Genomic DNA, 20,834 nt, shown 5'->3' with positions numbered 1-20,834 from the left:
GAAGGCCCGCATCTTGGATGCGGGCCTTTCTCATGACGGGATTGTTTTTCAGCCGGCTCGTCAGTCGAGCTTTCCGGCCTTCCTCAGGCGCGCGTTGCGCGCCACCATGTTGAGGATTTCGACCAGCGCCGAGAAGGCCATGGCGGCGTAGATGTAACCCTTCGGCACATGCAGGCCCATGCCTTCGGCAATCAGCGTCGTGCCTATCATCAGGAGGAAGGCGAGCGCCAGCATGACGATCGTCGGGTTCTTCTCGATGAAGTTGGCAAGCGGGTTGGCGGCAACGAGCATGACGGTGACGGCGGCAACCACGGCGATGACCATGATCGGCAGGTGCGGGGTCATGCCGACCGCGGTGATGATGCTGTCGACGGAGAAGACGAGGTCGAGCAGAAGGATCTGGCCGATCGCGGCGCCGAAGCTGTTGATCGCCGAGGAGGCGATGAAGTCCTCGCCGTGATCGCTCGGATCGACGTTGTGGTGGATTTCCTTGGTCGCCTTCCAGACGAGGAACAGGCCGCCGGCGATCAGGATCATGTCCTTCCAGGAGAAGCCGTGGCCGAAGGCCTCGAACACGGGCGTCGTCAGCTTGACGATCCAGGCGACGGTGCCAAGCAGCGCCAGGCGCATGACGAGCGCAAGGCCGATGCCGATGCGGCGGGCCTTTTCCCGGTGTTCGGGCGGCAGCTTGTTGGTGAGGATCGAGATGAAGATCAGGTTGTCGATGCCGAGAACCACCTCCATGACGACGAGGGTGATGAGGGCGACCCAGGCGGCGGGGTCTTGGGCAAGCAACAGGAGGTCCTGCATCGGCGATCTTTCTCTTTCAGCACTTCAAAGTTCCGCAGCGGCCTAGCGCGTCCGATGGACGTGCGGCGCTGCGAGTGGTGGCGCGTCGTCGCGCAAGAATCGCCGAAAGTATTTAAGAAACATTGCGGAAGAGACAAGCGCCGCCGCCTTATTGTGGCGGCGCTTTACCGTTTACGATTTGACCGGAATCCACATTTCGACGACGCCCATGCCCGAATGCGGGTCAAAACGCTCGTCATAGCGTTCGATGAGGTCAGGTGTTTCTCCGTGCTGCAGCCCGGATTCCGGCAGCCATGTTCCGAAGACGTAGTCGGCGGTTTTGGCGATCGCGGAGATGTGGCCACGATGCAGAAAGACAGCGTAGCGCTGTTTCGGCAACCTCACTGTCGAAAAGCCCTCGGCCAGGTCGTCGGCGTCGCTGATTTCGGCCGCCGCCATGTAGCGGAAGGTGCCGGCCTCGCCGTCGCTGTCACTGCACACACCATAGGCGATGTCGCCCCTCTGCCCGGGTATCGACCCGAAATGGCGGTTGAATCGTTGCCAGAGCGACGGGATGCCCTGGGTGCGGCCGTAGGCGTAGGTTTCCGAAAGGCCCGCCAAAAGCAACGGCGGGCTGTCTTCGAAGCGCGGCGGGTCGATTTTCAAGAGGCGGTTATCGTCCATCCTTAAAGGTTCCATCAGTTCGATGTTTCGAATGTGCCTCTGCTTGCGCACCGTTTCGGGTGTGACGCCGAACTGATCGCGAAAGGCACGGGTGAAAGCGTCGTGCGAACCGTAGCCCGCATCGAGCGCCACCGAGAGAATGCTGATGGAACCGTCGGACAGCGCCCGGGCGGCATCGCTCAGCCGCCGGCCGCGGATATAGGCGCTGATCGAGCGGCCGGTGACCAGCCCGAAGACGCGCGACAGGTGGTAGCGCGAGAGCCCTGCGGCTCCGGCGATTTCCTCCAGCGATATGTCCTTGGCGAAATGGCTTTCGATGAACCAGACCGCCCGTCCGATGGCACTCATCATCACTCCCTTGGCAACGCCCCGGTGATAGGGTGTTGCCGCAAGGCGCGCTTGATCGCAATTGCTGGATTGTAACGCCGGGCTGCCGGAAGAGTTCAGCCTTGCTCGGCCTGTTTCTTCGGTCCGTAGGCGGACATGAAGACGCGCACAGCCGCGGTGACCGTCGCCTCGATCTGTTCCTTCGGCGGTGCCGAGCACATGCCGCCGAACAGCCGATGCTTGAAGAGCCCGGCCTGCGCCATTTCGATGAACTGCCGGGCGGCCATCTCGGTATTTTCGATGTCGAGGGTGCCGGCGGCAATCTGGCGGTCGAGATAGGATTTGAGAACGGTGTAGCCGTTTTCCGGTGCCTCGCTGAAGAAGCGTTCGGCCAGATGCGGCATGCGGTCGATCACGCCGATCACCATGCGCATGGAGCGGATCGTCTCTTCCGCCGTCATGCTGGTCGTCAGCGTCACACCGAAATCGTAGAGCGACTCTTCCACGTCGTCGTGATCGTTGAGCGCGTGTTTGGCGGTCTGGACCACCCGGGTCTTGCCCTTGACGATCAGCGCCTTGAAAAGGTCTTCCTTGTTCTCAAAATAAACGTAGAGCGTGCCCTTGGAGACGCCGGCCTCGCGGGTGATGTCGTTCATGCTGGCGGCGTCGAAGCCCTGGCTCAGGAACGCGCGTCGCGCGCCTTCGAGGATCTGCTCACGCTTGGCCGGATCCTCGCCGGCAGCGTGTCGGCCGCCGCCCGAACAGAGATCCTCATCCATGCCAACTGCCGGCTGCATGATGTCCTGGGTTCCGCTCTTTGCCCCGCTCATGATGGTCGCTTGTTTCCGTCCTGCTCATATTAAATTTTAGTCATCGAACCGCGCGGTTCGATTTCCTCTTGATATGCGACCAGAAAGGGCTTATGTCAAGTTCCAATCGAACCGAACGGTTCAGTTCGTTCAGCAATCTTTAACCAGGCCGGTGCCCAATGTCCGCATCCAACACGTCCAGCGCTGCCCGCGTCCGTCCCGTCGACGAGACTTTCGAAGTGCAGCAGGAAACCGCGCTCGAGGCGAAGGCCCCCGCTGCAGAGCAGGCGGTCGCGCCGGCTCCGGCAAAGGAAGCCGCCGCGCCGCAGAAGAAGGCGCGCAAGCCCATCCTTCCGGTGCTCGGCCTGGCGCTTCTGGCTGCCGGCGGCTGGTATGGCTACGACTGGTGGACCAATGGCCGCTTCATGATCTCCACCGACGACGCCTATATCGAAGGCGACATCGCGACGATCTCGCCGAAGGTTTCCGGCTATGTCGCCAAGGTCGACGCTGTCGCCAACCAGAAGGTGAAGGCCGGCGATCCACTGGTCACGCTGGACGATGGCGACTATCGCATAGCCGCCGAGCAGGCCGAGGCGAAGATCGCCACCCAGAAGCTGGCGCTCAGCCGCTTCGATGCGCAGATTGCCGGCGCCAAGGCGAGCCTTGCCCAGACCGAAGCGCAGAAGAAGGCTCTCGAAGCGACGGTGCGCGGCGCCGAACTCGCGCAGAAGCGCGCGAGCGACCTCCAGTCCAAGGCCGTTGGCACCGTCGCTTCGCTCGACAACGCCGATGTGGCGCTCGACCAGGCACGGGCAAACCTTGCCGGAGCGGACGCCAACATTGCCGCTGCCAATGCCAGCATCACTGTTCTCGAAGCGCAGCGCACGGAAGCCGAAAGCGAGATCCGTTCACTGGAGCTTGCGCGCGACAAGGCCAACCGCGACCTCGGCTTCACCGTGCTGAAGGCGCCCTATGACGGCATCGTCGGCAACGTCGCAGTCCAGGTCGGCGATCTCGTGTCGGCCGGCCAGCGGCTTGCCGCCCTTGTTCCGGTCGATCAGCTCTATATCGACGCCAACTTCAAGGAGACCCAGATCGCCCATCTGGTGCCGGGCTCCAAGGTGAAGGTGCATGTCGACGCCTATGAGGACCACGCGATCGAAGGCACGGTCGCCTCGATCTCGCCGGCTTCCGGTTCGGTCTTCTCGCTGCTGCCGGCGGAAAACGCCACCGGCAACTTCACAAAGGTGATCCAGCGCGTGCCGGTGCGCATCACCCTGCCGGCTGACGTGCTGGCCGAAGGGCACCTGCGCGCGGGCTTGAGCGTCGTCGTCGATGTCGACACGCGCACGGCGCCGGACCAGACCAAGGTTGCCGCGACCAAGTAAGCGGACGCAATGCCGGCGCGCCCTTGGGCGCGCCTTTTGCCGAGACCCCGGCGCCATGGAGCGCGGGTGAAGTCCGGAACGCCGGCGCGGCGAAATGCGCATGTCCAGAACGCTGGCGCCCAAGCGCGCCCATGCAAGGAGTGGCTGAGATGGCCGCAACGGCAACAGCAGGCTCGGTGGCGGCCGCCGCACCGAAGGTCGAGGAACATATGGACCCGAAGAGGCTGATCGCCTTCTTCGCCATGGTCGTCGGCATGTTCATGGCCATCCTCGACATCCAGATCGTCTCGGCCTCCCTTGCTGAAATCCAGGCCGGCCTTTCCGCCGGTTCGGACGAGATCGGCTGGGTGCAGACATCCTACCTCATTGCCGAAGTCATCATGATCCCGCTCTCGGGCACGCTTGCGCGCATCGTCTCGACGCGCGTGCTGTTCTCGGTTTCGGCGGCCGGCTTCACTGCGGCAAGCGCGCTGGCGGCGACCGCGACGAACATCGACCAGATGATCGTCTACCGTGCGATCCAGGGCTTCATCGGCGGCGGCATGATTCCGTCGGTCTTTGCGGCCGCCTTCACCATCTTCCCGCCGTCGAAGCGCAACATCGTCTCGCCGATCATCGGCCTGATCGCGACCTTGGCGCCGACGATCGGCCCGACGGTCGGCGGCTATCTCAGCCACGCCTTCTCCTGGCACTGGCTGTTCCTCGTCAACGTCATTCCCGGCATCATCGTCGCGACGCTCACCTGGACCTTCATCGACTTCGACAAGCCGGAGCTCAGCCTGTTCAAGAAGTTCGACTGGTGGGGCCTGGCCTCGATGGCGGTCTTCCTCGGCGCGCTCGAATACGTGCTGGAAGAGGGCAACACCAACGACTGGTTCAACGACGAGCACATCGTCATGGGTGCGGTCGCTTCGGCGATTGCCGCCATCGTGTTCTTCTACCGCGCCTTCAAGGTGGAGTTTCCAGTCGTCGACCTCAGGGCTTTTGCCAACCGAAACTTCGCCTTCGGCTCGATGTTCTCCTTCGTCATGGGCATCGGCCTTTACGGCCTCACCTATCTCTATCCGCTCTATCTCGGCCGTATCCGCGGCTACGATTCGCTGATGATCGGCGAGACCATGTTCGTCTCGGGCCTTGCCATGTTCTTCACGGCGCCGGTCGCGGGCATTCTCTCGGGCAAGCTCGACCCGCGCGTGCTGATGACGATCGGCTTCACCAGCTTTGCCAGCGGCACCTGGATCATGGGCCACCTGACGGCCGACTGGGATTTCTACGAGCTGTTCATTCCGCAGATCCTGCGCGGCGTCGGGCTGATGCTGTGCATGGTGCCGATCAACAACATCGCGCTCGGCACCATGCCGCCGGCGCGCATGCGCGGCGCCTCGGGCCTGTTCAACCTGACCCGAAACCTCGGCGGTGCAGTCGGGCTTGCGGTGATCAACACGATCCTGACGCAGCGCCAGGACTTCCACTATGCGCGGCTTGCCGAGCATATCCAGTGGGGCAATCCGGAGGCGATGGAGCGGTTCAACAACATGGCCGCCAACTTCAATGCCCATGGTCTCGACGGCACGACGATCGCCATCAAGCAGCTTGCGGGCATGGCGCAGAAGCAGGCGATCATCCTGTCCTTCGGCGATATCTTCATGCTTTTGACGGTGCTGTTCCTGTCGCTGATCCTCGGCGTGATGATGATCAAGAAGCCCGAGGGCGTCGGCCCTAGCGGCGGCGGTCACTAGCTCCCCCTCTCAAGCAGGACGCGGCTCTCGGTTTACGCGAGCCGCGCCTTGCGGCACACTTCTGTCCCAAGTGTGAGAGGGGGAGCGGCATGCGGCGATCGGGTTCTGACGGCATATCCAGGCGATCATTCGTTGCCGGCCTTGCCGGTCTCGGGGCGGCGCTTGCGGCCTCCCGGAGCCGCGCTGCCGTCCCGGCCATCGACGTGACGTTCCTGTTTTCCAACGACATCCATGCCTGCCTCGTTTCGATCGAAGGGCTTGCTCCCAACTGCGCGGCCGAAGGCAAGACGGACGCCAATCTGCTGCGCCATGTGGCAGCGCTGAACGCCGTGCACGCCATGCGCTGGCCGGAGACGGTTGCCGGCAAGCCGAGCGGACTTGCAAGCGCCGGGCGGGAGATCGGCAAGCCGCTCGGCCTGGTGCTTGGCGGTGATCTCACCGATGACGGCGGCGGCCAGGTGCGCCAGCCGCGCGAGGGCCGGCAGCTGCAGCAATTTTCAAGCCGCTACCAGGAAGGGGCAGGGCCGGACCACGTCCACATGCCCGTCTATGTCGGCCTCGGCAACCACGACCTCGACCAGGACGGGCCGCCGCCGCATGTCGACTGGTATCGCCGCGAACTGCGCGACTATGTCGAACTCAACCACCGCCAGTCGGTGTTCTACAAGCCGCCGGTGCCGGTCACCAATTACGATCCGCTTTCGGATTGCTACTCCTGGGACTGGGGCGGGCTGCATCTGGTGCAATTGCAACGCTTCGGTGGCGACGAGACCAAGGGCGCCGTCAATGCGCTGCCCTGGTTGAAGCAGGATCTTGCGAGCTATGCCGGCGATGGCCGGCCGGTGATCCTCTTCCAGCACTATGGCTGGGACGCCTTTTCGACCGAGGTCTGGGATGCCAAGGCGAAAACCTTCGACGACGATGGCGACGGCGCTGCGCATTGGTGGAGCGTGCCTCAGCGCCAGGCGCTGCTCGAGACCGTCAAGGGCAGCAACGTCATCGGCCTGTTCCACGGCCACCAGCACGAAACGGCGATGATCTACCGCCAGGGCGGGCTCGATCTCGTCAAGCCGAAGGCCGCCTATATGGGGGGCTTTGCCCTCGTGCGCGTTACCGATGGTTTCATGGACGTCGCGCTGGCGGAGGCCGGACAGAGCCATGGCGAGGTCGTCTTTACCGATGCCTTCAGCAAGCGCCTTTCCTAGCTCGAAAAACCAAGATGAATCAAATCGTTAAGGCGTCGGATCCGTCTTCTCCGGACGGCGGCACGGCGCTCCGCTTTCTACGTCTTGCGGATTTTTGATTTACGTACATCAGAAATTCCTCTAAAGGCAGAACCCGGAGGAAAACATGCGCCCGACAGTTCACGATATCGCTGCCAGAGCCGGGGTCAGCCTCGCGACCGTCGACCGGGTTTTGAACAACCGCCCGGGCGTGCGCAGCGTCACCCGCGACAAGGTAGAGCGCGCCATCGAAGCGCTCGGCTATGTGCGCGATGTGGCGGCCGCCAACCTCGCCAAGAGCCGGACCTATCCGCTGGTCTTCATCCTGCCGGAGGGCGACAACACCTTCATGCGCGGCCTTGCGGCCGAGGTGGAGGCGGCGAAAGTCCGCTCCGCCGTCGAGCGCACGGCGATCACGGTCTTGTCCGTGCCGGCGTTCGACCCGGCAGCATTGGCTGAAGCACTTCATAAAGCGTGGGCGCTTGACCCGGCCGGCGTTGCGGTCGTCGCGATCGATGCACCCGAAGTTGTGAGCGCGGTGGACGCGCTGCGTGAGGACGGCATCGCCGTCGTGACGTTGGTGTCCGATCTGCCGGGGTCTTCGCGCGATCATTTCGCCGGTGTCGACAACGTCGCAGCCGGCCGGACCGCCGGCACTCTGATGGGGCGTTTCCTCGGTGGCCGAAGCGGCCCGGTGGCAATCGTCGCCGGCTCGATGCTGGTGCGCGACCATCGCGACCGTCTCGAAGGTTTTGGCGCAGCCATGGCGGAGAGCGCGCCCGGGCGCCGGCTTCTGCCCGTCGTAGAGGGCCACGACGATCCGGCCGAGGTCGATCGCCTCGTTTCCAGCCTGCTCTCCGATCACCCGGAGCTTGCCGGCATCTACAGTCTCGGCGCCGGCAACCGCGGCCTGATCGCGGCATTGGAAAAGGCAGGTCGCGAGAAGGCCGTTTGCGCCATCGCCCATGAACTGACGCCGCATAGCCGTGCGGCACTTCTTTCCGGCACGCTCGACGCGCTCCTCAATCAGGACGCCGGCCATGAGGTGCGCAGCGCCATCCGGGTGCTGAAGGCCCGTGCCGACGGGCTTGCGGTGATCGGCGCGCAGGAGCGCATCCGCATCGAGATTTTCCTGAAGGACAACCTGCCGGTCGATCCGGCGTAGTGCTTTGAATTTACGCAGTTCTTTCGAGGAACTGCTCAATGGAGGCAAGCATGTATCTCGGACTGGATCTCGGCACCTCGGGCGTCAAGGCAATGTTGATCGATGGTGACCAGCGCATCGTCGGTTCCGCCTCCGGCGCGCTCGACGTCTCGCGGCCGCATCCCGGCTGGTCGGAACAGGATCCGGCCGATTGGGTGCGAGCCACCGAAGAGGCGATTGCCGGGCTGAAGGCGGCGCATCCCGAGGAACTTGCGGCCGTCAGAGGCATCGGGCTCTCGGGCCAGATGCACGGCGCGACGCTGCTCGACGCCGACGACCGCGTGCTTCGGCCCTGCATCCTCTGGAACGACACCCGCAGCTTCCGCGAGGCGGCAGCGCTTGACGCGGACCCGCAGTTCCGCGCGATCACCGGCAACATCGTTTTCCCGGGTTTCACCGCGCCGAAGCTCGCCTGGGTGCGGGCCAACGAGCCAGACATCTTCGCCAAGGTGCGCTGGGTGCTGCTGCCGAAGGATTATCTGCGCCTGTGGCTGACCGGCGAACACATGTCGGAAATGTCCGACAGCGCCGGCACCGCCTGGCTCGACACCGGCAAGAGGCAATGGTCGGGAAGCCTGCTTGCCGCTACCAGCATGGACGAAAAGCAGATGCCGAGCCTGGTCGAGGGAACCGATGCGGCCGGGGAGCTGCGTTCGGAACTGGCGGCGCGTTGGGGGATTTCCGGTGACGTCGTGGTTGCCGGCGGCGCCGGCGACAATGCGGCCTCGGCCTGCGGCATGGGCACGGTCGGCGAGGGCAATGCCTTCGTCTCGCTCGGAACCTCGGGTGTTCTCTTTGCGGCCAACGCCAGCTACTTGCCCAACCCTGAAAGCGCCGTGCATGCCTTCTGCCATGCGCTGCCGAACACCTGGCACCAGATGGGCGTGATCCTGTCGGCGACCGATGCGCTCAACTGGTACTCCGGCATCGCCGGCCGCAGTGCTGCCGACCTGAGCGCCGAGCTTGGCGATAATCTGAAGGCGCCTTCGGGCGTCACCTTCCTTCCCTATCTCTCCGGCGAGCGCACGCCGCACAACGATGCGGCGATCCGCGGCGCCTTTGTCGGGCTTGGTCATGAGAGCAGCCGTGTGGTTCTGACCCAGGCGGTGATGGAGGGCGTGTCTTTCGCCATTCGCGACAGCCTCGAAGCTTTGCGTGCCGCCGGCACGACGCTCACGCGGGTGACGGCGATCGGTGGCGGTTCGCGCTCGCGTTACTGGCTGAAATCGATCGCGACGGCGCTCAACCTGCCGGTCGATCTGCCCGCCGACGGCGATTTCGGTGCTGCCTTCGGGGCGGCCCGTCTCGGCCTCATTGCCGCAACCGGCGCCGATCCGGTCGCCACCTGCTACGCGCCGCGCACGGCCGAGACCATCGCACCGGAGGCGTCGCTGGTTTCGGCCTATGAGGAGAGCTACCAGCGCTACCGCCGGCTCTATCCGGCGATCAAGGGCGCCGTGTCGTGATACGGCGCCCTATGTCTCGATCCGCTGCCGCGTGCTCAGTGGGCCGGAACCTTGTCGAGGAAACCGGTGACCGTCTTCAGGCGGCCATCTTCGATCTGGCAGACATCGGTGCCTTCGATGACAGAGGGAACGCCGTCCGGACCGAGCGCCCAAGAAAAGCGGATCGTGTCGGCATAACCGTCGGCGTCACCCTTCAGCGTGAAACGGAAGCCGGGAAATTGCCCCTGCACACCGGCAATGAGCGCATCGATGCCGGCATGACTGTCGCCCTGCATGATCGGATCACGGTAGGCGACGTCGGCGGTGAACGTCTTCTCGATCAGGGCCGCGCGCTCAGCAGCGTCGGTGGCGTTCCAGGCGGTCATGTAGGCTCTAGCGATGGCGTTGAAGTCGTGCATCGAAGTGTTCCTTCCGTTTGGCGTTTCGATGCTTCCGGTATCGCCGGTCGAGGGAATGAAACCAATTACCTTCCACGTAATGGCCGCGCCTATCGCAATGGCGATGCCGGCCGACACCACTCTTGAAAGAGGAGCAAGACCCGTGAGCACTGGCTTTTTCGGCGATATCGCCAAGATCAAGTATGAAGGACCTGAAAGCACCAATCCGCTCGCCTTCCGCCATTACAACAAGGACGAGGTCGTGCTCGGCAAGCGCATGGAAGACCACCTGCGTTTCGCGGTGGCCTACTGGCACACCTTCGTCTGGCCGGGCGGCGACCCCTTTGGCGGCCAGACCTTCGAGCGCCCCTGGTTCAAGGACGACATGGCGGCGGCCAAGCTGAAGGCCGATGTCGCCTTCGAATTCTTCGATCTGCTCGGCGTGCCCTTCTACTGCTTCCACGACGCCGACGTGCGCCCGGAAGGCAAAAGCTTCGTCGAGAACACGAAGAACCTCAACGAGATCGTCGACTACTTCGAAAAGAAGCAGGCCGAGACCGGCGTCAACCTGCTCTGGGGCACGGCCAACCTCTTCTCCAACCGCCGCTATATGTCGGGTGCGGCAACCAATCCGGACCCGGATGTCTTTGCCTTTGCCGCAGCGACGGTGAAAACCTGCCTTGACGCCACCAAGCGTCTCGGCGGCCAGAACTACGTGCTGTGGGGCGGACGCGAAGGCTACGAGACGCTGCTCAACACCGACATGAAACGCGAGCTCGACCAGCTCGGCCGCTTCGTCAATCTCGTCGTCGAGTACAAGCACAAGATCGGCTTCAAGGGCGCGATCCTGATCGAGCCGAAGCCGCAGGAACCGACCAAGCACCAGTACGACTACGACGTCGCGACGGTCTACGGTTTCCTCAAGAACTACGGCCTGGAAAACGAGGTGAAGGTCAATATCGAGCAGGGCCATGCGATCCTTGCCGGCCACTCCTTCGAGCACGAACTGGCGCTCGCCAACGCGCTCGGCATCTTTGGTTCTATCGACATGAACCGCAACGACTATCAGTCCGGCTGGGATACCGACCAGTTCCCCAACAACGTGCCGGAAATGGCGCTCGCCTATTACCAGGTTCTGGCCGGCGGCGGCTTCAAGTCCGGCGGCACCAACTTCGACGCCAAGCTGCGCCGCCAGTCGATCGATCCCGAGGACCTGCTGATCGGCCATATCGGCGGCATGGATTGCTGTGCCCGCGGCCTGAAGGCGGCAGCGAAGATGATCGAGGACAAGGCGCTCTCGCAGCCGCTCGACCAGCGCTATGCCGGCTGGCAGGTGCCGGAAGCCAAGAAGATGCTCGACGGCGGCTTTTCGCTGGAAGAGATCGAGGCCTGGGTGCTGAAGTCGGATCTCAACCCGCAGCCGAAGTCCGGCAAGCAGGAGTTGCTGGAAAACGTCGTCAACCGCTACGTCTGAGCGGCGAGTGGTACATGCAACGGGCGGCCGGATCTTTCCGGCCGCTTTTGATTTTTGTCATATTTTGCCACTCTGGATTTGTGTTTTTCCACAGCAGGAAATCCATGGCGCTTTCTGGTTGTTGCTGGAGCGCGGATTTCATGGAAATCTTATTCAGCAAATACTTATGTTCATGCGCAACCGTCGATAGCTTCGTGCTTTCAGCGGAGGCGGGCTTCGTGCTATCAATCTTCAATCAATGATAGCAGTATTTGTCATATACAATTTACAGTTATTTCTACTTTATAATGTGGTAAACGTCGGGTGCAGGGTACGCCGGACCTTCAGCTGCAGCGGCGACTTGTCATGCGTCCTGCCGCGGCTCCGGGGGAACTTTTCGCATGACCAGCTTCGATTCAAAAACAAAACTGCTGACCGAGCGGCTTCAGTTCGTCGATCTCGACGAGGTGCAACGGACGGCGCTCGCGCGCTCGCTGCCCGTCATTTCCGCCTCGCTGGATACGGCGCTGAACAAATTCTACGCCAAGGCGCGGGCTAATCCCGAGACGGCGCGCTTCTTTGCCAGCGACGCGCATGTGCAGGGGGCGAAGGCGCGACAGGCAAAACACTGGGAACTGATCGCATCGGCCCGGTTCGATGCGCAATATGTGGATGCCGTCACCACGATTGGCAAAACCCATGCGCGCCTCGGCCTGGAGCCGCGCTGGTACATCGGCGGTTATGCGCTGATCATCGAATCCATCCTCAAGAGCGTCATCGAGAGCCACCTGACGGGCTTCCTTCACCGCAACAAGGCAAAGGAGATCGGCACGGATGTGGCCGCCGTCGTCAAGGCGGCGATGGTCGACATGGACTATGCCATCTCGGTCTATCTCGAAGCGCTTCAGGAAGAGCGCGAGCGCTCTGAAGCCGAGCGACAGGTCTTGAACGGCCAGCAGGAAGACGCGCTTTCGGCGCTCGAAAACTGTCTGAAGCGCCTAGCCGATGGCGATTTGACCGCCGTCATCGCCCATGAACTCGCGCCGCAATTCGCAAGCCTCAGGTCCAACTTCAATGCGGCCCTCGGCAAGCTCGACCAGACTTTTGGCGCGATCGTGGGGGCTTCCGAAGAGACGGCCAACAATGCCGGCGAACTGGTGTCGGCGACGGACGACATGGCGCGGCGCACGGAGCAGCAGGCAGCTTCGCTCGAGGAGACGGCCGCTGCGCTCGAAGAGATTACCACGATTTCCAAGGAGGCGGCATCACGCGCCGAGGAGGCGCGGCGGGTCGTCGGAAACGCGACCGAAGAGGCGCGCAAATCCGGCGCGATCGTCGAACAGGCGGTCGCGGCGATGAGCGCGATCGAGGAATCCTCGCGCAAGATCACCCAGATCATCGGTGTTATCGACCAGATCTCCTTCCAGACCAACCTTCTGGCTCTCAATGCAGGCGTGGAGGCAGCGCGCGCCGGCGAGGCGGGCAAGGGTTTTGCCGTCGTCGCACAGGAAGTGCGTGAGCTGGCGCAGAAATCGGCCGAAGCGGCACGCGAGATCAAGGAGCTGATCGACAAGTCGGCCGAGGACGTGCTGATGGGGGTGTCGCTGGTCAACAAGACGGGCGAGGCACTGCATCACATCGGCGACCAGGTGATCCACATCAACGGCCATATCGACGCGATCGCAGGCTCCGCCCGCGAGCAGTCGGCCGGCATGGCCGAGATCAATACGGCCGTCACCAATATGGACCAGATGACCCAGCAGAATGCGGCGATGGTGGAAGAGACCAGCGCCGCGACCCACACACTCATGCAGGTCAGCACCACGCTCAAGGGGCTGGTCGATCAGTTCACCGTATCCTCCGGGCGGCAAGGCAGGGCCAATCCGATGCCTGGCAACCGGCGGTACGGATGATCGTCTGAGGAGAGCGGCGGACGAGGGGAAAGGGCGCCATGATGGCGCCCTTTCTCTTCGCGGGCCGACTGCCGGACGTGCACCGCAAGCGCTGATGCTCCATTTGCAACGCGGTTCGGCGGCCTGTCGGGCATAAGAAATGAAATCGATTACAAATGTTCGGGGAATCTATGCCTTCGCCGGTTGCCCCCTTGGAAAAATCTGGTAGCGTGCAGCGCCTGCAACGTTTCAGGCCTGTCATTTTTACCGGAAAAGCGACGAGCCTTGCGCCGTCGTCCGGCAATTGCTCGGACGGATCGAGCGATCTTCGGCCGTTCCATCGGGAGGAAAATCAGCATGAAGACCATCAAGGGGCCAGGGCTCTTTCTTGCGCAATTCGCCGGCGATGCAGCGCCGTTCAATTCCTGGGATGCGATCACCAAATGGGCGGCCGATTGCGGCTACAAGGGCGTGCAGGTGCCAAGCTGGGACGCACGGCTGATCGATCTGAAAAAGGCTGCGACCTCGAAAGCCTATTGCGACGAGTTTGCCGGCACGGCGCGCGACAACGGCGTCGAGGTAACGGAGCTTTCGACCCATCTGCAGGGCCAGCTCGTCGCCGTGCATCCGGCCTATGATGAAGCCTTCGAGGGCTTTGCAGCACCCGAGGTGCGCGGCAATCCGAAAGCACGCCAGGCTTGGGCGGTGGAGCAGGTGAAGCTGGCGCTGACGGCCTCGAAGAATCTGGGCTTGAACGCCATGGCAAGCTTCTCCGGCGCGCTCGCCTGGCCCTTCGTCTATCCCTGGCCGCAGCGGCCGGCCGGCCTCGTCGAGACGGCCTTCGATGAACTGGCCAAGCGCTGGAAGCCGATCCTCGACCACGCCGAAGATTGTGGCGTCGACGTCTGCTACGAGATCCATCCGGGCGAAGACCTGCACGACGGCATTACCTACGAGATGTTCCTGGAGCGCACCGGCAACCATGCCCGCGCCTGCATGCTCTACGACCCCTCGCACTACGTGCTGCAGTGCCTCGACTATCTCGACAATATCGACATCTACAAGGACCGCATCCGGATGTTCCACGTCAAGGATGCGGAGTTCAACCCGACCGGGCGCCAGGGCGTCTATGGCGGCTATCAGGGCTGGGTCAACCGTGCCGGGCGCTTCCGCTCGCTCGGCGACGGCCAGGTGGATTTCGGTGCCGTGTTCTCGAAGATGGCGGCCAATGATTTCGCCGGCTGGGCGGTGGTCGAGTGGGAATGCGCGCTGAAGCACCCGGAGGATGGGGCGAGGGAAGGTGCCGATTTCGTCAAGCACCACATCATCCGCGTCACCGAGAAGGCATTCGACGACTTTGCCGATGGCGGCACGGACGAGGCGGCCAACCGGCGGATGCTCGGGATCTGAGGCGGCTGCGGACCCGGCCGCCCACAAAGGGCCGCCGTGGCCCCTCACCCTAACCCTCTTCCCGCGTGCGGGGAGAGGGGACGTGCACGACCGTTGGCCGTCGCCCCTTCTGGACACGTTGCCGAGGTTTTCGTGGCGAGCGGGTGCGGCAGTTCCCTTCTCCCCGCGAGCGGGGGGAAGGTGCCGGCAGGCGGATGAGGGGCGAACCCTCACCGCGGGATGAGGGCCAAAGCCCAAGAAACATACGAACACGGAACGAACAGGGGAGAAGACTATGGCAATCGAAGGAACGAGCGAGAAGCGCGAGCGCCGCATCCGGCTCGGCATGGTGGGGGGCGGCTCCGGCGCCTTCATCGGCGCGGTGCACCGCATCGCAGCCCGGCTCGACGATCATTATGAACTGGTGGCCGGCGCGCTCTCGTCGACGCCGGAAAAGGCCGAAAGCTCCGGCCGCGAGCTTGGGCTCGATCCGTCGCGCGTCTATTCCGACTTCAAGCAGATGGCGATCCGCGAGGCGAAGCTGAAGGACGGCATCGAGGCGGTGGCGATCGTCACCCCGAACCACGTGCACTATGCCGCGGCCAAGGAATTCCTGAAGCGCGGCATCCACGTGATCTGCGACAAGCCGCTGACCTCGACGCTTGGCGACGCGAAGAAGCTGAAGAAGGCGGCGGACGAAAGCGATGCGCTGTTCGTGCTGACGCACAACTACACCGGCTATCCGATGGTGCGACAGGCGCGCGAGATGGTCGCCAATGGCGAGATCGGTGCGGTGCGGTTGGTGCAGATGGAGTATCCGCAGGACTGGCTGACGGAAAACATCGAACAGTCCGGTCAGAAGCAGGCGGCCTGGCGCACGGATCCGGCGCGCTCCGGCGCCGGCGGGTCGACCGGTGATATCGGCACGCACGCCTATAATCTCGGTGCCTTCGTTTCCGGCCTCGAACTCGAAGAACTCGCTGCCGATCTCGACAGCTTCGTTGGCGGCCGCCAGCTCGACGACAATGCCCATGTGATGATGCGCTTCAAGGCGAAGGACGGCGAGCGCGCCAAGGGCCTGCTCTGGTGCAGCCAGGTGGCGCCCGGCCACGAGAACGGCCTGATGGTGCGCGTCTACGGCACAAAGGGCGGGCTCGAATGGACGCAGAAGGACCCGAACTATCTCTGGTACACGCCGTTCGGCGAGCCGAAGCGCCTGCTCACGCGCGCCGGCGCCGGAGCGGGTGCGGCCGCAAACCGCGTCAGCCGCATTCCGTCTGGCCATCCGGAGGGCTACCTCGAAGGCTTCGCCAATATCTACACGGAGGCTGCTCGCGCCATCTTTGCCAAGCGCAAGGGCGAGAAGATCGATCCGGCGGTCACCTACCCGACCATCGACGACGGCATGAAGGGCATGGTGTTCGTCGATGCCTGCGTCCAGTCATCCAAACGAAATGGGGCGTGGGTAAAGGTATAGCCACAGGCCAATACCGGCGCAGGGGCGGGGCTTTCCCGCCCTTTTTCGCGAGTTGACATTTGCCGGCATCGTTTTAGGTCGGCCCTCTACAAACCGAAAAACAAGGTCCCGCCGGCGGCGGGGTCGGAACGAGACGAGATAAAGAGATGACTGATCCCAAGATCCTGGCAGAGCGCTTTCCGGGCGATTTCGTATTCGGGGTGGCGACCGCCTCGTTCCAGATCGAAGGCGCCACCAAGGCCGACGGACGCAAGCCGTCGATCTGGGATGCCTTTTCCAACATGCCGGGCCGTGTCTTCGGGCGTCACAACGGCGATGTCGCCTGCGACCACTACAATCGGCTGGAAGAAGATCTGGACCTGATCAAGAGCCTCGGCGTCGATGCCTATCGGTTTTCCGTTGCCTGGCCGCGGATCATTCCTGAGGGCACCGGCCCGATCAACGAAAAGGGCCTCGATTTCTACGACCGTCTCGTGGACGGCCTCAAGGCCCGCAACATCAAGGCCTATGCCACGCTCTATCATTGGGACCTGCCGCTGGCGCTGATGGGCGATGGCGGCTGGACGGCGCGCACCACGGCCTATGCCTTCCAGCGTTATGCCAAGACGGTGATTGCTCGCCTCGGCGACCGGCTCGATGCGGTGGCGACCTTCAACGAGCCCTGGTGCTCGGTCTGGCTCAGCCACCTCTATGGCATCCATGCGCCGGGCGAGCGCAACATGGATGCAGCCCTGCATGCGCTGCACTTCACCAATCTGGCGCATGGCCTCGGCGTTGACGCCATCCGCTCCGAGCGGCCGAACCTCCCCACGGGCATCGTCATCAACGCGCATTCGGTCTATCCGGGCAGCGACAGCGCGGCCGACAAGAAAGCCGCCGACCGTGCCTTCGACTTCCACAACGGCGTCTTCTTCGGCCCGATCTTCAAGGGAGAGTACCCCGAGAGTTTCATGAGTGCGCTCGGCCACCGCATGCCTGCGATCGAAGACGGTGACATGGAGACGATCTCGCGGCCGCTCGACTGGTGGGGGCTCAACTACTATACGCCGATGCGGGTGAGCGACGATCCGGCCAAGGGCGCAGAATACCCGGCAACCATCAATGCCAAGCCGGTGAGCGAGACAAAGACGGATATCGGCTGGGAGGTTTACGCTCCCGCGCTCGGCAGCCTGGTCAAGACGCTGAACGCAAAATACGAACTGCCCGACTGCTACATCACCGAGAACGGCGCCTGCTACAACATGGGCCTCGAGAACGGCATCGTCGACGACCAGCCGCGGCTCGACTACATCGCCGACCATCTGTCGGTGACGGCGGACCTGATCTCCGAGGGGTATCCGATGCGCGGCTATTTCGCCTGGAGCCTGATGGACAATTTCGAGTGGGCCGAGGGCTACAAGATGCGCTTCGGCATCGTGCATGTCGACTACGACACCCAGGTCCGCACCATCAAGAAGAGCGGTCAGTGGTACCAGGCGCTCGCCGAACAGTTTCCCAAGGGCAACCACGTCTGAAGCTCAAGCGGGCGGCCCACCCGCCCGTGGTGCTTCCGTGCGGCTCGCTCACTTCACCGCCGGACCGGCAGGACTTCCAGGCTCTGCCGGTCGAGCTGGGCCAGCACTTCCTTGAAGCCGTAGCGCGGCTTCCAGTCGAGCTTTTCGATCGCAGCACTCGGGTCATACACCCGGTCGATGGTCGCGGGCAGCGACCAGTCGCGATCGGAAAAGGCTTGGCTCAGTTTTGGCGCACGTTCGCGCAAGAGCCCCGCCGCGTCCTCCGCCAGCCGGCGGCAATCCGTCGGAAGGAAGGGCGTTTCGCCCGAGATGATGTAACGCTGAAAGGCCGGGCTGCCATTGTCGAGTGCTGCCACATGCGCGGCAGCCACGTCGCGCGCATCGATGCCGCGGTGCAGGCGGTAGCTTGCGATACGATCGGCGGCCTCGGGGAAACAGCGCGACATGCGCAGCACGCGCACATGCAAAGCACGATCGGCGGCGTTTTCGAGCAGGGCTTCGGCCGCAAGCTTGGTGTGGTGGTAGATGGTGTGCGGCTTCGGCGGCGTCTCCTCGGTGATCCAGGCGCAGCCGCCTTCCGTGACCGCATGGCCGTAGAGTGCCGTCGTGCTGGTAAAGACGATGCGGCCGACGCCGGCGGCCTGGGCTGCGGCAATCACCAGATGCGTGCCCATCACGTTGACGCGCTCGAATTCCTGGTCGGCAACCGCATCCACATGCGGCGCGTGCAGGGCAGCCGTATGGATCACGGCGTCCGCCCCTTCCATCGCGCGCTCGAGCAGCTCGCCATCGACGAAGTCGCCGACGATGGCCGTGGTGCCGAACGGGGCACGGTCGATGCCGATGACGTCATGGTCGTCAGCGGCGAGTGCGTTATAGATGGCTCTGCCGATGCGGCCGGAACTTCCGGTCAAGACGATGCGCATTTCTCACCTCGTAATCCTGTTCCTGCCCGTTAGCATGAAATGCGGTCGGGCACAGTCCGCCCGAACAAGGATATCCAAGATGGCGATTTGCGGGATGACCGGGCGGAGCGCAGCAAAAGAGCATGGTTTTGCCGCACGTCGTCAAATTCGGGAAAATCATGCCTGTGAAAGTCAGCGGCAATTCTCCATAAGAGCCGTAGATTATGTCGCGTGCGGGCCATGCGGCGCCAAAGTTGAACTGACTGGTTGCTTGATGTTAGAGAAGTGCTCCCTGTTCCGAATGCGTTGTCGAATGTCGGCCTGACCAGACGCGCGTTCCATCCCGGCCAAGCCCGGGATCATGAGTTTTGAACATCCGAGAGCACTTATGTACCCGCACATTCCGACTGCGCCTCATTCGGGGATTTCCGAACGATGAGCGTTTCCGCCCAAAACACCGCGCCATCGGCTGACGCGGCCGTCGTCTTCGACGGCGTTTCCAAGCATTTCCCCGCGTCCGGCACCAGCGGCGCCTTCACTGCGCTCGACAAGGTCTCGTTGACCGTCGATCGCGGCTCGATCACCGGCATCATCGGCCGTTCCGGCGCCGGCAAATCGACGCTGATCCGGCTGGTCAACGGGCTCGAAAAGCCGACGGGCGGCAAGGTGCTGGTGGACGGCGTCGATGTCGGCGGGCTCGACGAGGCGGCGCTGCGCAGCCTGCGCCGATCCGTCGGTATGATCTTCCAGCACTTCAACCTGCTGTCCTCGCGCACCGTGTTCGGAAACGTCGCGCTGCCGCTTGAAATCGCGGGCATGGACAAGCGCGCGATCGAACAGCGCGTGCTGCCGCTGCTCGATCTCGTCGGCCTTGCCGACAAGCACGGGCGCTATCCGGCCGAGCTTTCGGGTGGCCAGAAGCAGCGCATCGGCATTGCCCGGGCGCTTGCGACCGAGCCGAAGCTCCTGCTCTCCGACGAGGCGACCTCGGCCCTCGATCCGGAGACGACCCAGTCGATCCTCGAGCTGTTGAAGCGCATCAATGCCGATCTCGGCCTGACGGTGCTGCTCATCACCCACGAGATGGAAGTGGTGAAGGCGGTGACCTCGGATGTTGCCGTCATCGATCACGGCCGCATCGTCGAGCGTGGCCACACCTTCGATGTCTTCACTCATCCGAAGCACGAGACGACGCGGGCGCTGCTTTCGGGCCTGCCGGGCTCGAAGCTTCCAGACGCGGTCGCCCGCGCGCTGAAGCCTGCACCGGCCGCCGGCGATCGCGCCGTCGTGCGGCTGACCTTCTTTGGGGCGGCAGCCGAAAAGCCGCTGATCTCGCAGCTGATCAAGTCCGTCGGCGCCGAGGTCAACATCATCGCCGGCACGATCGACGAGATCGGCGGCGCGCCCTATGGCTCGCTGGTGGTCGCCTATGGCGCGGATGCCGAGACGTCCGGCCGCGCCGAACGCTTCTTTGTCGAAAACGGCCTGGTTACGGAGGTGCTCGGTTATGTCGCCTGATATTCTCCTGCGCATCGGCGGCGCCACCGTCGACACCATCTACATGGTCGCCATCGCCGGCCTGATCGGCTCGCTGATCGGCGGACCGATCGGGATCTTCCTTGCGACCAGCGGCAAGGGCGAGCTCTTCCCGGCGCCGACCATCAACCGCATCGTCGGGCTGATCGTCAACGCCACGCGCTCGACGCCGTTCATCATCCTGGTCGTCGCGATCATTCCCTTCACCCGGCTCCTGACCGGCACCTCGATCGGCACCAAGGCAGCGATCGTGCCGCTGACGATCGCGACGATCCCGTTCGTCGCGCGGCTGGTGGAAGCGGCGATCCGCGAGATCGACAAGGGGCTGATCGAGGCGGCGCGGGCCATGGGCGCGACCCCGATGCAGATCGTCTTCAAGGTGCTGCTTGCCGAAGCGCGGCCGGCGCTGACCCTGGCGCTCACCATGACCGCCGTCAGCCTCATCGGCTATTCGGCCATGGTCGGCGCCGTTGGCGGCGGCGGGCTTGGCGACCTCGGCATCCGCTACGGCTACCAGCGTTTCATGCCCGACGTGATGCTCGTCGTCGTCATCGTGCTGATCGTGCTGGTGCAGCTCGTGCAGAGCGCCGGCGATGGCCTCGCGCGGCGCTTCGACAAGAAGAACCGCAAGACCTGATTTTCCTCCCAAGACTTAAACG

The 20,834-nt window shown here is 63.5% G+C and carries 17 protein-coding genes; 12 read left to right on the top strand and 5 right to left on the bottom strand.

From position 1 onward, the window contains the following. Positions 1-60: 60 nt before the first annotated feature. The 3 genes from OKW20_RS26815 to OKW20_RS26805 all read right to left on the bottom strand — a co-directional run bounded on the left by OKW20_RS26815 (position 61) and on the right by OKW20_RS26805 (position 2,597). Positions 61-810, bottom strand: a complete 750-nt coding sequence (locus OKW20_RS26815) for a TerC family protein (protein WP_043618480.1) — start codon at positions 808-810, stop codon at positions 61-63. Positions 811-981: 171 nt separating this feature from the next. After that, the gene (locus OKW20_RS26810) at positions 982-1,821 is read right to left on the bottom strand and encodes an AraC family transcriptional regulator (RefSeq protein WP_429177011.1); all 840 of its coding nucleotides are present in this window, start codon (positions 1,819-1,821) and stop codon (positions 982-984) included. Positions 1,822-1,916: 95 nt separating this feature from the next. Beyond that, on the bottom strand, positions 1,917-2,597 hold the full coding sequence (locus OKW20_RS26805) for a TetR/AcrR family transcriptional regulator (RefSeq protein ID WP_429114815.1): 681 nt from the start codon (positions 2,595-2,597) through the stop codon (positions 1,917-1,919). Between the two features lie 191 nt (positions 2,598-2,788). Here OKW20_RS26805 and OKW20_RS26800 point away from each other — a divergent pair, with 191 nt between their 5' ends. The 5 genes from OKW20_RS26800 to xylB all read left to right on the top strand — a co-directional run bounded on the left by OKW20_RS26800 (position 2,789) and on the right by xylB (position 9,632). Next, complete coding sequence (locus OKW20_RS26800; RefSeq protein ID WP_043618475.1) at positions 2,789-4,000, top strand: HlyD family secretion protein; 1,212 nt, start codon at positions 2,789-2,791, stop codon at positions 3,998-4,000. 149 nt (positions 4,001-4,149) lie between these two features. Next, positions 4,150-5,739: a DHA2 family efflux MFS transporter permease subunit gene (locus OKW20_RS26795; protein WP_156134123.1), complete on the top strand. Its 1,590-nt coding sequence runs from the start codon at positions 4,150-4,152 to the stop codon at positions 5,737-5,739. Between the two features lie 89 nt (positions 5,740-5,828). After that, positions 5,829-6,944 carry a metallophosphoesterase gene (locus OKW20_RS26790; RefSeq protein ID WP_429177009.1) on the top strand — a complete coding sequence of 372 codons (1,116 nt, stop codon included), beginning with the start codon at positions 5,829-5,831 and terminating at the stop codon, positions 6,942-6,944. A gap of 145 nt (positions 6,945-7,089) precedes the next feature. Continuing rightward, the gene (locus OKW20_RS26785; protein WP_429177006.1) at positions 7,090-8,127 is read left to right on the top strand and encodes a LacI family DNA-binding transcriptional regulator; all 1,038 of its coding nucleotides are present in this window, start codon (positions 7,090-7,092) and stop codon (positions 8,125-8,127) included. A 50-nt stretch (positions 8,128-8,177) separates the two neighbouring features. After that, positions 8,178-9,632 carry a xylulokinase gene (xylB, locus tag OKW20_RS26780; RefSeq protein ID WP_429177004.1) on the top strand — a complete coding sequence of 485 codons (1,455 nt, stop codon included), beginning with the start codon at positions 8,178-8,180 and terminating at the stop codon, positions 9,630-9,632. A 35-nt stretch (positions 9,633-9,667) separates the two neighbouring features. On the opposite strand, the gene OKW20_RS26775 is transcribed toward xylB, so the two are convergent. After that, the gene (locus OKW20_RS26775) at positions 9,668-10,030 is read right to left on the bottom strand and encodes a nuclear transport factor 2 family protein (RefSeq protein ID WP_429177001.1); all 363 of its coding nucleotides are present in this window, start codon (positions 10,028-10,030) and stop codon (positions 9,668-9,670) included. Positions 10,031-10,172: 142 nt separating this feature from the next. On the opposite strand from OKW20_RS26775, the gene xylA reads away from it, so the two are divergent. The 5 genes from xylA (at position 10,173) to OKW20_RS26750 (ending at position 17,734) form a co-directional block, all read left to right on the top strand. Continuing rightward, positions 10,173-11,483: a xylose isomerase gene (gene xylA, locus OKW20_RS26770; protein WP_429176998.1), complete on the top strand. Its 1,311-nt coding sequence runs from the start codon at positions 10,173-10,175 to the stop codon at positions 11,481-11,483. 380 nt (positions 11,484-11,863) lie between these two features. After that, positions 11,864-13,375: a methyl-accepting chemotaxis protein gene (locus OKW20_RS26765; protein WP_429176996.1), complete on the top strand. Its 1,512-nt coding sequence runs from the start codon at positions 11,864-11,866 to the stop codon at positions 13,373-13,375. Positions 13,376-13,711: 336 nt separating this feature from the next. After that, entirely contained in the window at positions 13,712-14,764 is a 1,053-nt protein-coding gene (locus OKW20_RS26760) for a sugar phosphate isomerase/epimerase family protein (RefSeq protein ID WP_429114763.1), read from the top strand. 274 nt (positions 14,765-15,038) lie between these two features. Beyond that, the gene (locus tag OKW20_RS26755) at positions 15,039-16,220 is read left to right on the top strand and encodes a Gfo/Idh/MocA family protein (RefSeq protein WP_043618457.1); all 1,182 of its coding nucleotides are present in this window, start codon (positions 15,039-15,041) and stop codon (positions 16,218-16,220) included. A 146-nt stretch (positions 16,221-16,366) separates the two neighbouring features. Beyond that, on the top strand, positions 16,367-17,734 hold the full coding sequence (locus tag OKW20_RS26750; RefSeq protein WP_429176994.1) for a GH1 family beta-glucosidase: 1,368 nt from the start codon (positions 16,367-16,369) through the stop codon (positions 17,732-17,734). A gap of 53 nt (positions 17,735-17,787) precedes the next feature. Here OKW20_RS26750 and OKW20_RS26745 read toward each other — a convergent pair whose 3' ends face one another. Next, entirely contained in the window at positions 17,788-18,660 is an 873-nt protein-coding gene (locus tag OKW20_RS26745; protein WP_429176992.1) for an NAD-dependent epimerase/dehydratase family protein, read from the bottom strand. Positions 18,661-19,074: 414 nt separating this feature from the next. Between OKW20_RS26745 and OKW20_RS26740 the strand changes: the two genes are divergently transcribed. Both OKW20_RS26740 and OKW20_RS26735 read left to right on the top strand, forming a co-directional pair. After that, positions 19,075-20,157, top strand: a complete 1,083-nt coding sequence (locus OKW20_RS26740; protein WP_429176990.1) for a methionine ABC transporter ATP-binding protein — start codon at positions 19,075-19,077, stop codon at positions 20,155-20,157. Next, positions 20,147-20,812: a methionine ABC transporter permease gene (locus tag OKW20_RS26735; RefSeq protein WP_429176986.1), complete on the top strand. Its 666-nt coding sequence runs from the start codon at positions 20,147-20,149 to the stop codon at positions 20,810-20,812. Before OKW20_RS26740 ends, OKW20_RS26735 begins: the two co-directional genes overlap by 11 nt. Positions 20,813-20,834 lie beyond the last annotated feature (22 nt).

This window comes from Ensifer sp. LBL (genome assembly GCF_050435225.1).
Classification (GTDB): Bacteria; Pseudomonadota; Alphaproteobacteria; order Rhizobiales; family Rhizobiaceae; genus Ensifer.
This window is presented reverse-complemented; position numbering and strand designations above follow the sequence as displayed.